Genomic DNA, 14,297 nt, shown 5'->3' on the forward strand with positions numbered 1-14,297 from the left:
GTCCATGACTGACCGCCGTACGTTTCTCAAGCAGGCCGGGGTATTCGCCGCCAGCCTGCCATTGGGCGCTGCACTCATCCCGCAGGCACTGGCTGCCACCACCACGGATGACCCATGGACGGGGTTCAAGCAGCTGTTCAACCAGGACCCGGATTACCTGCACTTCTCCAACTTCCTGGTGGCCTCGCACCCCAGGCCGGTACGCGAGGCTATCGAGCGTTACCGCGCCCAGATCGACCGCAACCCAGGGCTCGCCATGGACTGGGACCTGGAGGAAACCTGGAAGCGCGAAGGCCAGGTACGCGAATGGGCCGGCCGCTACCTCAAGGCCACCCCGGCGCAGATCGCCCTGACCGGCAGCACCTCCGAAGGCCTGGCGATGATCTATGGCGGCATCAAGGTGCGCCCGGACCAGGAAATCCTCACCACCGTGCATGAGCATTACGCGACCCAGAACGTGCTGGATTTTCGCGTACTCAAGGAAGGCACCCAGGTGCGCCGGATCAAGCTGTTCGAGCGGGCCAGCCAGGTCTCTGCCGATGAAGTGCTGGGGAATATCCAGCGCAATATCCGACCCAACACCCGCGTGCTGGGCATGACCTGGGTACAGTCCGGCAGCGGCGTGAAACTGCCCATCGGCGAGATCGGCAAGCTGGTGGCGGCGCACAACCGCAACCGCGACGACAAGGACCGCCTCCTCTATGTGGTGGATGGCGTGCATGGTTTCGGCGTGGAAAACCTCGATTTCCCCGACATGCATTGCGACTTCTTTATCGCCGGTACCCATAAATGGATGTTCGGTCCGCGGGGTACCGGGCTGGTGTGCGCGCGCAACCCTGAAAACACCTACGTCACGCCCATGGTGCCGACCTTCTCCGAAGACAAGGACTTCGCCACCATCATGACCCCCGGCGGCTATCACGCCTTCGAGCATCGCTGGGCCGCGGATGAGGCCTTCAAGCTGCACCTGCAACTGGGCAAGGCGCCGGTCCAGGCGCGCATCCATGGGCTGAACGCCGAACTCAAGGAGCAATTGCTGGCACACCCGCAGATCGAACTGGTCACGCCGCGCAGCCCCGAACTGTCTGCCGGCTTTACCTTCTTCCGGGTCAAGGGCCAGGACAGTGATCGGGTGGCGGCCTATATGCAGAAGAACCGCGTGGTGATCGACGCGGTGGACCGCGACGTCGGCCCGGTGATCCGCACGGCGCCCGGCCTGCTCAACAACTCCGACGAAATCCAGCGCTTCATGACCCTGCTCAGCCAGCGGTTGTGACGCGCCTTTTTCCCTTTGCACGAGAGGCCCCTATGACGCCACTGCGACTCAACCCCCTGACGACCCTGGCACTGACCGCCCTGTGCGGCGCGCTGCTGCCGGGCCTGGCCCAGGCTGCCACGCCGCAACCGGGCAAAGTGTTCAAGGACTGCAAGGACTGCCCGGAAATGGTGGTACTGCCCGCCGGCACCTTCACCATGGGGACGCCGGAAGACGAAGTCGGCCGCGAGCCGGACGAAGGCCCGATGCATGAAGTGACCTTCGCCAAGCCGTTCGCCATGAGCCGCTTCCACATCACCGCCGGCGAATGGGACAGCTATATCCGCCAGACCGGGGTGAAGATCGCCGACGGCGACACCCGCCCCGGCCGCGAATGCATCGCCAGCAAGCCACGCTACCCCCAGGGCCCGCGCCAGCCGGCGGTGTGCATGGACATGGACGACATCAAGCACTATGTGGCCTGGCTGTCGAAAAAGACCGGCCAGCAGTACCACATGGTCAGCGAAGCCCAGCGCGAATACGCCGCACGCGCCGGCTCCACCGGGCCATTCCCGTTCCCGTTCGACGAGGGCAAGGGCTACAGCATCGCCAAGCATGCCAACACCTACGGCCCGGCGGACGGCTACAGCTATTCCTCGCCCGTGGGCAGCTACCCGCCGAATGCGTTTGGCATGTACGACATGCATGGCAATGTCTATGAGCGGGTGGCCGACTGCGAGCACTCCAGCTACATCGGCGCGCCCACCGACGGCAGCGCATGGATGGAGCCAAACTGCGAGAGCTACATGATTCGCGGCAATGACTGGGGCGAGGCGCCGGTGTTTTCGCGCTCGGGCAACCGCAACAACATCTATCCGCAGACACGGGGGGATTGGATTGGCTTCAGGGTCGTGCGCGATCTCTGAAGCTGACGGGATTTAATCTGGGAGGGGGCTTGCTCCCGATGTGGTGCGGCAGTCGACATCGCCATTGACTGATACTCCGCCATCGGGAGCAAGCTCCCTCCCACAGTCAAATCGTGCGCGGCTTAGACCCCCTTCTGCGCCAGCAACTCCAGGCCTTCATGCAACGCCGGGAACAGGCTGTTATTGAAGTTGTTCCAGCGCAGTTCGAGGATGGTGTCGTCCGGCGAGATTTCGGTCTTGAGCACGTCGTGGAACACTTCGCCGGAGTCGATGCCGTTGTCCACGTAGTGGAACGAGGCGCCAGTCAGGTACAGCGGTTCACACGGCTGCGTCTGCTTGGTCGCCCAATCCACCACGGCTTGTCCGCGGGCACCGTACAAGGCATTCCAGGTGGCGTAGGCACCCCGGCGTTCATAGGGCGATTCGATACGGGTAATACCGGGGTGGATGTTCATGATGCGACGGGCAAACGGCGCACCGGGGCGCACCAGCTCGTCCAGGATCACCAGCAGGCCGTCCAGCACCACGATATCGGCCTTCAACTCCACCAGGGTGTCATGCAGGCGGCGTTCGAAATCCTGCTTGCCGGCAACGTGTTCCGCGCTGCCCCGAGGCAGGCGCCGATAGGTGGACGGCACGCTCAGCAGCAGATCGTTGACCAGGCGCCCCTGCACCCGCAGGTCGGCCGGGTACAGCCACTGGCGGCCGGGCTTATAGGCAAAGCCGTAGTCGGCCACCAACTGCTGGTCCCGCGGGTTCTGCTCATCGTCGTCATATATCACGCCCACCAGGTTGTAGGCCTCGCCCAGTGACGTGTCGTTGAGCGACCCCACCAGAAACTCCAGCACCGACTTCATGTAGCGCTCGTGGTCCTTGTAGGCCACCGGCTGGCCGGCCTTGTCGGCAGCGGCATTGCGCAGGGACCACACGTACACCAGGTTCTTTTTCGTCATTGTTTCGCTCTCGCTGGAAAGATCAGGCACGCGCCGATACGCGTGCGCCTACACCACAAGAACGAACCAGCCCACGCGCAATTTATCCGCCACCGCCACCGCCGGGCACGCCGAGCTAAATAGTCGCGCCAATCCTTCGTTTGTCATGGGTAAGGGTCTGTGTGCCCAGCCCCCTCTTTTTCACTTTCCGGGAAGTACTTATGACCGATCCCAAGCGCGGCGCCTTCACAGGTTTGCTTGCATTGCTCAGGCCGTTTCGCACCATCGTGACGGTCTCCATCGCCCTGGGCATGGCCGGCGGCCTGGCCATCACGCTGTTGCTGGCGACCATCAACAACGCGCTGCATTCTTCCACGGGTATGACCCAGGGCGTGATCCTGAGCTTTGCGGCGCTGTGTGTGCTGGCGCTGACCAGTTCGATCGTCTCCGATATCGGCACCAACTACGTGGGCCAGCGGATCATTGCCGCCCTGCGCAAGGATCTCGGCGAAAAGGTGCTGTCGGCGCCCATCGAACAGATCGAACAGTATCGCTCCCACCGCCTGATCCCGGTGCTGACCCATGACGTCGACACCATCAGCGACTTCTCCTTTGCCTTCACCCCGCTGGCCATCGCCACCACCGTGACCCTGGGCTGCCTGGGGTACCTGGCGTACCTGTCGGTGCCGATGTTCCTGATGATGGTGGTGGCGATCGTCATCGGCAGCAGCGTGCAGTTCATCGCCGGCGCCAAGGGCATTCGTGGCTTCGACGAAGCCCGCGACCAGGAAGACGAGTTGCAACGCTACTACTCGGCAATCGCTTCCGGCGCCAAGGAGTTGCGCATCCACCGACCCCGCCGCTACCGCATGAACACCCACCGCATCCAGGAAACCGCCGACCGTATCAGCGATATCCAGGTGCGTTCGGTGAACATCTATATCGTCGCCAAGACCTTCGGCTCGATGCTGTTCTTTGTGGTCATCGGCCTGGCGCTGGCGATGCAGGCCTACAACCCGAACCCGGACCCGGCGGTGATCACCGGTTTTGTGCTGGTGCTGCTGTACATGAAGGGCCCGCTGGAACACGTGGTGGGTTACCTGCCGATCATCGGCAAGGCGCGCATTGCGTTTGCGCGCATCACCGAACTGTCCGAACGCTTCTCTTCCCCCGAACCGCACCTGCTGATGGACGGCAGCGAAGCGCCGACACCGGTGGTGCACAGCCTGGAGCTGCGCGGCGTGAGCTACAGCCCGCCGCCGGTGGAAGGCAGCCAGCCGTTCCACCTGGGGCCGATCAACCTGAGCATCAAGCAGGGTGATATCGTGTTTATCGTCGGCGAGAACGGCTGCGGCAAGACCACCCTGATCAAGCTGCTGCTGGGCCTGTATCAACCCGAGGCCGGGGAAATCCGCCTCAATGGCGATACGGTGACCGACCCGGCGCGCGATGACTATCGCCAGCTGTTCACCACAGTGTTCGCCGACTACTACCTGTTCGACGACCTGGTCCAAGGCAGCGCCACCCAATCGCTGGACAGCGCCGCCAAGTACCTGGAGCGCCTGGAAATCGCGCACAAGGTCAGCGTCAAGGACGGCGTATTCAGCACCACCGACCTGTCCACCGGCCAGCGCAAGCGCCTGGCACTGGTCAACGCCTGGCTGGAAGAGCGCCCGGTGCTGGTGTTCGACGAATGGGCCGCCGACCAGGACCCGGCCTTCCGCCGCGTGTTCTATACCGAACTGCTGCCGGACCTCAAGCGCCTGGGCAAGACCATCATTGTGATCAGCCATGACGACCGCTATTTCGATATTGCCGACCAGTTGGTGCGCTTGAGTGCAGGGAAAGTCGTTGCGGAGTTGGAGCCCGCATAATTTTTTCCGGTTTATGCGAGTGCGAACGTCTCATATGCAGCAATGAGAATTAACCGCATTAAGTACCCATCTGCCAACACTTAAAAAAGAGAAACAACACCATGCCAGTACGGCTTGCCCTCAGCCCATTGAGCACCGCACTTTCCATGCGGCGGGCCCTGAAATTCAACGCTCTGCCCAATAGCCTGGCCCTGGCGGCCAGCCTGTCGATGGCGGGTTATGTGCAGGCGCAAGAGTTCGAATTGAACATCCCCGCGCAGCCGTTGAGTACTGCGCTGCAGGTATTTGGCCAACAGACCGACCTGCAAATCCTGTACAGCCCGGAAACCGTGCAAAACAAGCACAGCGTGGCGGTCAGCGGCAAGATGGACCCGGTACGGGCGATCGAGCAAATGCTGGGAGGGACCGGCGTCAGCTACAGCCTGCAAGGCAGCTCGATGATCATCAACGCGCCCGGCTCCGGTAGCGGCGCCCTCGAGCTTGGCGCCACCCAGATCAACGCCAACCAACTGGGTACCATAACCGAAGGTTCCGGTTCCTACACGCCAGGCACCATCGCCACCGCCACCAAGATGGTGCTGACACCGCGCGAGACGCCCCAGTCGATTTCCGTGGTCACCCGCCAGACCATGGACGACTTCGGCCTGAACGGCATCGACGACGTGATGCGCCACACACCGGGCATCACCGTCTCGACCTTCGACAGCGAGCGCACCAACTATTATTCCCGGGGCTTCCCGATCCAGAATTTCCAGTACGACGGCGTGCCGACCACCCGCAACGAAGGTTACTCGGCCGGCCAGACCCTGAGCGACATGGCGATCTACGACCGCGTCGAAATCCTCAAGGGCACCACCGGCCTGATGACCGGCGCCGGCGGCCCGGGCGGCACCATCAACCTGGTGCGCAAGAAGCCGACCGCCGAGTTCCAGGGGCATGTGGGCCTGGGCGCCGGCTCGTGGGACAACTACCGCTCGGAGCTGGACGTGAGCGGCCCGCTGACCGAAAGCGGCAACGTGCGCGGGCGTGCCGTGGCGGTGTACCAGGACAAGCATTCGTTCATCGACCACTATGAACGCAAGACCAATGTCTACTACGGCATTCTCGAATTCGACCTGTCACCGGACACCCTGCTGACCGTCGGTGCCGACTATCAGGACACCGATCCCAAGGGGTCGAGCTGGTCCGGCAGCCGCTCGTTGTTCGATGGTGCAGGTAACGAGATCAGCTTTGACCGTGGCTACAACAATGGCCCGAAGTGGAGCAGCTGGGGGCAATACAGCCGCAGCGTTTTCGCCACCCTGGAACACGCGCTGGATAACGGCTGGATCGCCAAGGCCAACTACAGCAACCAGCTCAATGGCTACAACGCGCCACTGGGTTACGCTTCTCCAATAGATAAATCCACCGACAGAGCCTCGGTCTATGGCTCCAAGTTCACCGGCAAGACCATCAGCAACAACGGTGACTTCTACCTCTCCGGGCCATTCAGCCTGGGCGGTCGCGAGCATCAACTGGTCGTCGGTTCTTCGGTTTCGCGCTCGCACTGGGAAGGCAACGACTATTACGGTTACGAAGCGACCTACAGGGACAGCAATAACTTCCCGCTCTATGAGTGGAACGGCGACAGCCTCGAACCGCAATGGGGCCCGGCCCACGAGAAAGACGACATCACCCGCCAGGCAGCGGTCTACTTCTCGACACGCCTGAGCCTCACTGACGACCTGTCCCTGTTGCTTGGTTCGCGCCTGACCGACTACCGGCTGACCGGCACCAACGACTCGCGCGAGACCGGCAAACTCATCCCGTATGCGGGCGTGGTGTACGACCTTAATAAAAACTTCTCGGTGTACGGCAGCTATACCTCGATCTTCATGCCGCAGCAGCTGCGGCCCGACCGCAACAACAAGATGGTCGAGCCTGACGAAGGCGAAAACTATGAACTGGGTGTGAAGGGTGAGTTCTATGACGGCCGCCTGAATGCCAGCCTTGCCTACTTCGAGATTCATGAGTCCAATCGCGCCGAGGAAGACACCGAGTACAACAACAATATGCCGGCCAACTCGCCTGTCGAGTGGGCCTACATGGGCGTCCAGGCCAAGACCAAGGGCTATGAAGCCGAGATTTCCGGTGAGCTGCTGCCAGGCTGGCAGGTGCAGGCGGGCTACACCCACAAGGTGATCCGCGATGACGATGGCAAGAAGTTCTCCACCTGGGAACCTCAGGACCAGCTCAATTTCTACACCAGCTACAAGCTGACCGGCGCCCTCGACAAGCTCACCCTCGGCGGCGGTGCGCGCTGGCAAGGTGAGGCGTGGCAGGATGTCTACAATCGCGGCAAGAGTGTCACCCAGCGGTTCTCCCAAGACCCGTACTGGCTGGTCGACGCCATGGCGCGCTACCAGATCAGCAAGAACCTCTCCGCCTCGATCAACGTCAACAACGTGTTCGACAAGCGCTACTACACCAACATCGGCTTCTACACGTCGTCCTACTCGGGCGACCCGCGCAACGTGATGCTGTCGACCCGCTGGGACTTCTGATCTAACCCCGGCAACCTCCAGACACCCTGCGCAGCCCGCCTGCCCGGGGTGTTTTTTATGGGCGATGCTTCACTGCCCCTCCCCCCAGAGCCCACCCACAAAAAAGCCCCGGTTCACACCACGTGAGCCGGGGCTTTCTGCCCAATTGACGGTTACGCCATGGCCGTCACCAGGCTGCGTACAAATTCGGCGTTGTCGATGATGCGCTCATGGTCCACCTCAATCACCACCGACCGCACCACACAGCCCTCGCCAATCACCCGCTGCATGCTGGCTTCGATCAACGCCCGGTGCTGACCGGCCCGGCTCATGGCGGCCCACCAGCAACTGACAGGCGCCTTGAGTGGCTTGAAGTCAGCCTGCTCCATGCGCTTGACCAACGTTCGGTCGACGTCCCAGGACACCTGCGCTTCGTTGCCCTCCAACAGCGCTTGCCTGATGTCGAGGAAGGCGTCACCCAGGGTGGCCTCGGCCCATTCGACGAAGCGTGCCCATTGCGTGCCTGCATCGGCGTGGGTGGCCTGCACGTCCTGCCAGGTGGCATGGACAGCCTCTGCAAACGCCGGGAACATCACCCCGAGCAAGTCCACGCGCCGTTCGTTGTCGGATATCTCGCTGTCGTCGGTCACGATTGCCGCTTCCCAGTACGGGGTGAGCCAGCGCGGCGGCGACGAATCGATCCAGCCGACAAACTCCACCTGTCGGCCCGCCTGTTCCAGGTGATAGGCAACCTCTACCGCCAGGTTGCCGCCCAACGACCAGCCCGCCAGGCGGAAGGCCCCTTCGGGCTGGGCTTCCAGCAATTGCGCGGAGTAATCCTCGACCATGCTGGACCAGGCCGGCACTTCGGTGCCCTCCTCGGCCAACGCACGGCAGATCACCCCGACGACCGGCCGCTGCTCACGCAACGCCAGGGCGATGGCCTTGTAGCAATGCACCGAACCGTAGCTGGGGTGGAACAGATAGAGCGGCGTGCCTTCGGTGCGGCTGTTAAGCGGCACCAGCAGCGAGCGGCGAGTGATGCCTGCGAGACAGCCGACCTGCGCGCGTACGGTCGGGTTGAGCATCAACTGGCTGACCGAAAGGCCGATGCCGCTGGCCTTGCGAATCCGTTCCTTGAGCATCAGCACCAACAGCGAATGGCCGCCCAATTCAAAGAAGTTGTCATTCAACCCGACGTGTTCCACACCGAGCACATCGGCCCAGATCGCGGCGACTTTCTGTTCAAGCTCGGTCCGTGGTGCTTCAAACCGCTGGGTCGACTGCGTGTCCGGTTTCGGCAATGCCTTGCGGTCCAGCTTGCCGTTGGGGCTCAGGGGCATCTGTTCCAGCAGCAACCATTGCGTCGGCACCATGTAATCCGGCAACTGCACAGCCAAGTGTGCACTGAGGGTTTCACGCCAGCCCTCGCCCTGCTCCTGCAAGACCAGGTAACCCACCAGGTGCTTGCCGTCCACCGCCAGCACCGCCGCCTCGCGCACCGATTCGTGCTCCAGCAGGCGTGCTTCGATTTCACCCAGCTCGATACGCAAGCCGCGCAGTTTGATCTGATGGTCGATACGCCCGGCGTATTCGATCACACCGTCAGGGCGGTAGCGCGCCAGGTCTCCAGTACGGTAGAGGCGCTCGCCCTTGATGAACGGATGCGCGATGAAGCGCTCGGCGGTCAAGCCCGGGCGCCGGTGATAACCGCGCGCCAGGCCCACGCCGCCCAGGAACAGCTCACCCAGCACGCCGGCCGGCACCGGCTCGAAATGGCTGTCCAGGACATAGCAGCCCAGGTTGGCAATCGGCTTGCCGATCGGCACTGCGTCGCGGCCTTCATCCACGCACGTCCAGTGGGTCACGTCGATGGCCGCTTCGGTCGGGCCGTACAGGTTGTAAAGCGCGGTGTGCGGCAGTTTGGCGAACACTTGCTGTTGCGCATCCACCGGCAACGCCTCGCCACTGCACACAATGCGCTGCAGGCTGGCGCAGGAAGACACGTTCGAATCCTGCAGGAACGCTTGCAGCATCGACGGCACAAAATGCAGTGTGGTGACCTGTTCACGCGTGATCAGGCCGACCAGTTTTTCAGGGTCGCGATGGTCCCCCGGTGCGGCGACCACCAGGCGTGCGCCGGTCATCAGCGGCCAGAAGAACTCCCACACCGAGACGTCGAAACTGAACGGGGTTTTCTGCAACACGGTATCGCGGGCATCCAGCGCGTAGGCCTCCTGCATCCAGCACAGGCGGTTGGTCAGTGCGCAATGGCGGTTGCCCGCGCCTTTGGGTTGCCCGGTGGAACCCGAGGTGTAGATCACGTAGGCGAGGTTTTCGCCGTCCAGGGCGATGCCTGGGTTGGCGTCGCTGTAGCCCTCGAAGGCAGACTCGCCCAGCACCAGGGTTTCCAGGCCTTGGGTAATCGGTAATTGCTCAAGCAAATGGGCTTGGGTCAGCAGCAGTTTCACGCCGCTGTCGTCCAGCATGTAGGCCAGGCGCTCACGCGGGTATTCCGGGTCCAGCGGCACATAGGCGCCACCGGCCTTGAGCACCGCGAGCAGGCCCACGACCATTTCGATGGAGCGCTCCAGCGCCAGGCCGACCTGCACGTCCGGGCCTACGCCGGCTTCGAGCAAACGATGGGCCAGGCGGTTGGCGCGGCGGTTCAACTCGGCGTAGCTCAGCCGCTGCGTGCCAAATGCCAGGGCGGGAGCCTGCGGCGTCAGGGCGACCTGATCTTCGATCAATTGGTGCACACCGCGCGGCAGCGGGTACTCGCGCGCCGTCGCATTCCAGTCCTCGACGATCACCTTGCGCTGTGCCTGAGGCAGGGATGGCAGGTCCGCCAGGCGCTCCACCTGCGCAAGAGTGAGTGCCTGCAACACCTGCTCGAAGTGCTCGGCCAGATGGACGATGTCCTGCTCGCCGAACGCAGCCGGGTCGTAGTTGAACTCCACGGCCAGGCGTTCACCCATGGCCAGCAATACGGTCAAGGGATAGTGCGTCTGTTCCAGGCTGTCCATCGCGCCGAAACGCAGGCCCGCCGGGGCGCCCTGCTCCAACGCCGCCGACACCGGGTAGTTCTCGAACACCAGGATGCTGTCGAACAGCGCTTCACCACCGAGCCCGGCCCATCGCTGGATGTCGAACAACGGCGTGTGCTCTTGCTCGCGCAGACGCAGGTTTTGCCCCTGCACCTGCTGCAGCCAGGCGTCCACGCTCAACTGCGGGCTCGGCGTCGCCACCACTGGCAAGGTGTTGATAAACAAACCGACCTGCTGCTCGATGCCCGGCAACTCGGTCGGACGTCCCGCCACCGTCGCACCGAACGCTACGGTGTCCAGGCCGGTATGCCGTTGCAACAGCAGGAGCCAGGCACTTTGCACCAGGGTATTGAAGGTGACCTTGTGCCGCTGGGCAAAGGCCTTGAGCTGCTCGGTGGCCGACTGCTCCAGTACCAGCCGGTGAATGCCGTTGACCTGGGACACACCCTGCTCGCGCCTGGCACCGCGCGACAGCCGGGTAGGTTCCTGCAGCCCCGCCAGCTGCGCCTTCCAGAAGGTTTCGCTGGTGACCGGGTCCTGTGCCTGCAGCCAGGCGATGTAGTCACGGTAACGCCCGTTCGGCGCGCGCAACACCTCACCGGCGTACTGCTGCAGGACCTCGCCGAACAACTGCGATGAACTCCAGCCATCCATCAGGATGTGGTGGTTGGTGTAAATCAGATGATGGCTGTCGGCACCGGTACGCACCACCACCAGGCTCAACAATGGGGCCTGCTCAAGCACAAAGCCTTCGGCCCGGGCGGCTTCGGCCAGTGCGTCGAGTGCTTCGGCGCGGTCCGTGCGGTGCTGCCAGTCGTGTTCGAGCAAAGGCACCCGCACCGTCTTGTAGACCACTTGCAACGGCTGCTCCAGCTCGGTCTGCCAGAGAAACGCCGTGCGCAGGATATCGTGATGTTCCACGGCAACCTGCCAGGCCGCCTGGAACCTGCTTACATCCAGCCCTTGCACATCGACGCGCATCTGGTTGATGTAGTCGCCGGAACCCTGTCCATACAAGGATTGGAACAGCATGCCCTGTTGCATCGGTGACAACGGGTAGATGTCCTCGACCCGGTTCAACGGCAACGACAGGCCATCCAACTGTGCCTGGCTCAAGCGCGCCAATGGGAAGTCCGACGGCGTGGCACCGGTGTTTTCAGGCTGGCAGCAATGCGCGATCAGTGCCTTGAGTTCCTGGGCATAGTCATCGGCCAATTGCTGGATGCTGGCCGGATCGAACATCTGCTGGCTGAAGCTCCAGGTCAGGTTCAATTCGCCGCCATACACCTGGCCGTTGATTTCCAACCAATTGCCCAAGGATGCCTCAGGGCTTTGATCGGCCCCTGCAGCGTCACCGGAAGGCGCAAACAGGCCCGGCTCCTCGCTGTCATCAAAACTGGCATCGAACTGGCCCAGGTAGTTGAAGGTAATGCGTGGCTGCGGCAAGCGCGCCAGGGCTTCGCGAACCTGCGGTTGCCCTAGGTAACGCAAGGCACCAAAGCCGATGCCTTTGTCGGGAATGGCGCGCAGTTGCTCCTTGATCCCCTTCAACGAGTCCGTCGGGGTCAGGGCCGGCGTCAGTTTGACCGGGTAGAGACTGGTGAACCAACCGACGGTACGGGTCAGGTCGATATCGTCGAACAGGTCTTCGCGGCCATGGCCTTCCAAACGGATCAGGGTCGACGCGTGCCCGGTCCAGCGCCCGATCACCCGGGCCAGGGCGGTCAGCAACACATCGTTGATCTGGGTGCGATAGGCCGCCGGTGCATCCTGCAACAGACGCCGGGTGTGAGTGCTGTCCAGGTGCGTGGTCGCACTGCCGGCATGCCGGTTGCTCAAGCTGGCACCCGGTCTGGCAGCTGGCAGGTCGACCTCGGCGTCGTGCAACTGCGCTTGCCACCATGCCAGTTCGCCGGTCAGCGCATCGCCCTGGGCGTACTGCTGCAGTCGGTGTGCCCAATCGCGGGTGGAACTGGTCTTGACCGGCAATACCACGGCAACGCCACGGGCGAGCTGACGGTAAGCCGTTTGCAGGTCCTCCAGCAGGATCCGCCACGACACACCATCCACCACCAGGTGGTGGATCACCAACAGCAAGCGCTGTGCACCACCGTCCAACTCGACCAGTACCGCCCGTATCAGCGGGCCGTGGCCCAGGTCCAGGCTGCGTTGTGCCTCTTCACCCAAGGCCGCGAGTTCGTCGATGTCCTGCAGCGTGCGGTGCCACAGCACGGCGTCGGCCTGGTGCTGTTCGGCACCGCGATAGAAGCCCTGCCAGCCACCCGCACCGTCAACGAACTGCGAACGCAACGCATCGTGATGCACGATCAACGCCTGCAAGGCCTGGGTCAGCGTCGTGGCGTCGAGGTGTTCATGGGGTTGCAATACCACCGATTGGTTCCAGTGATGACGCTCGGCGATCTCATCGGCGAAGAACGCTTGCTGGATAGGCAGCAGCAAGGTTTCGCCACTGAGCGCGGCCTGGCTGATCGTCACGCCTTCGACGCCTTGGCGCGCGACACCGGCCAGGCTTTGTACGGTCTGGTGCTGGAACAGGTCCTTGGGCGTGAACCGAATACCCGCCTGGCGAGCACGGCTGACCACCTGGATCGAGATGATCGAATCACCACCCAGCTCAAAGAAGTTATCGTTCAGGCCCACTTGCGGCAGGCGCAGCACCTCGGCCCAGATCGTCGCGAGCTGTTGTTCCAGCTCGCTCTGCGGGGCCACGTAAGCCTGTTGCAACAGGCTCGCATCCGGTTGCGGCAGGCCCTTGCGGTCGAGCTTGCCGTTGGGGGTCAGCGGCATTTGCGCCAGGAACATGAAGTACGTTGGTACCATGTAATCCGGCAGGCGGGTTTTCAGGGCACGGCGCAGGTGGTCGCGGAATTCGGCTTCGTTGACCAGGCTGGCGTCGGCCGGCACCACGTAGGCCACCAGCTGTTTGCCGGTCGGGCCTTCCTGGGCCACCACCACGGTTTCACCGACGTTGTCCTGCTCACGCAGGCGCGCTTCGATCTCCCCCAGTTCGATACGGAAACCACGGATCTTCACCTGGTGGTCGACACGCCCGAGGTAATCCACCACGCCATCCGGGCGGCCACGGGTCAGGTCGCCGCTGCGATACACGCGGCTGCCCGGTTTGCCGAACGGGTCCGGCACGAAGCGTTCGGCGGTCAGCGCCGGGCGTTCCAGGTAACCACGGGCCACGCCCTCGCCGCCCAGGTACAGCTCACCGGCGACGCCGATGGGTTGCAGGTTGAGCTGCGCGTCCAGCACGTAGCCGCTGCGATTGCCCAGCAGCGTGCCGATTGGCGCGTAGACGGCGCCGCAGGGGTCGCCCTTGCGCGCCTTCCACAGCAACGGCGTGACCACGGTTTCGGTGGGGCCGTAGCCGTTGAACAGGTAGGTCGGTTTGAGCGCGCGCCAGGCCAGGTCATAGCTGGCCTGGGCCACCGCATCGCCGCCAAAGCAGTACACACGCACCTTCGGTGGATTACCGTCGCGCTCGGCATGCTCGGCCAGTTGTTGCAGGTACACCGGCGGGAACACCGCCATGGTCACGTTGTGACGGTGCATCTGCGCGTAGGTGTACTCGGGCAGCCACAGGCTGTCGTCACGGACCAGCACGCTGGCGCCGTTGATCAGCGGGTGCATCCAGCCTTCGTGGGAACCGTCGAAAGCGAAGGACATAAAGTGCAGTTCGCAGTCGGCCGGCGATGTTTCATAACGCTCGCCGGT

Annotated in this window: 6 protein-coding genes; 4 read left to right on the forward strand and 2 right to left on the reverse strand. The window is 63.1% G+C overall.

Annotated elements, in window-relative coordinates; translation table 11 throughout:
- Positions 1–4 precede the first annotated feature (4 nt).
- Complete coding sequence (locus B9N88_RS24390) at positions 5–1,276, forward strand: pyoverdine-tailoring periplasmic protein PvdN (protein WP_027606553.1); 1,272 nt, start codon at positions 5–7, stop codon at positions 1,274–1,276.
- A 32-nt stretch (positions 1,277–1,308) separates the two neighbouring features.
- Positions 1,309–2,181, forward strand: coding sequence for a dihydropyoverdine dehydrogenase (locus B9N88_RS24395; protein WP_027606554.1), 873 nt, complete (start codon positions 1,309–1,311; stop codon positions 2,179–2,181).
- Between the two features lie 122 nt (positions 2,182–2,303).
- Here B9N88_RS24395 and B9N88_RS24400 read toward each other — a convergent pair whose 3' ends face one another.
- Complete coding sequence (locus B9N88_RS24400; protein WP_027606555.1) at positions 2,304–3,134, reverse strand: formyl transferase; 831 nt, start codon at positions 3,132–3,134, stop codon at positions 2,304–2,306.
- A 200-nt stretch (positions 3,135–3,334) separates the two neighbouring features.
- Here B9N88_RS24400 and B9N88_RS24405 point away from each other — a divergent pair, with 200 nt between their 5' ends.
- Together B9N88_RS24405 and B9N88_RS24410 are read left to right on the forward strand one after the other, a co-directional pair.
- Positions 3,335–4,987 carry a cyclic peptide export ABC transporter gene (locus B9N88_RS24405; protein WP_027606556.1) on the forward strand — a complete coding sequence of 551 codons (1,653 nt, stop codon included), beginning with the start codon at positions 3,335–3,337 and terminating at the stop codon, positions 4,985–4,987.
- Between the two features lie 101 nt (positions 4,988–5,088).
- Complete coding sequence (locus tag B9N88_RS24410) at positions 5,089–7,530, forward strand: TonB-dependent siderophore receptor (protein ID WP_043293617.1); 2,442 nt, start codon at positions 5,089–5,091, stop codon at positions 7,528–7,530.
- Positions 7,531–7,682: 152 nt separating this feature from the next.
- Here the strand turns inward: B9N88_RS24410 and B9N88_RS24415 are convergent.
- On the reverse strand, positions 7,683–14,297 hold a 6,615-nt coding region (locus B9N88_RS24415; protein ID WP_043293618.1), incomplete at its 5' end, for a non-ribosomal peptide synthetase.

Origin of the sequence: Pseudomonas sp. LAMO17WK12:I1 (genome assembly GCF_900177315.1) — a bacterium.
GTDB lineage: Bacteria > Pseudomonadota > Gammaproteobacteria > Pseudomonadales > Pseudomonadaceae > Aquipseudomonas > Aquipseudomonas marginalis.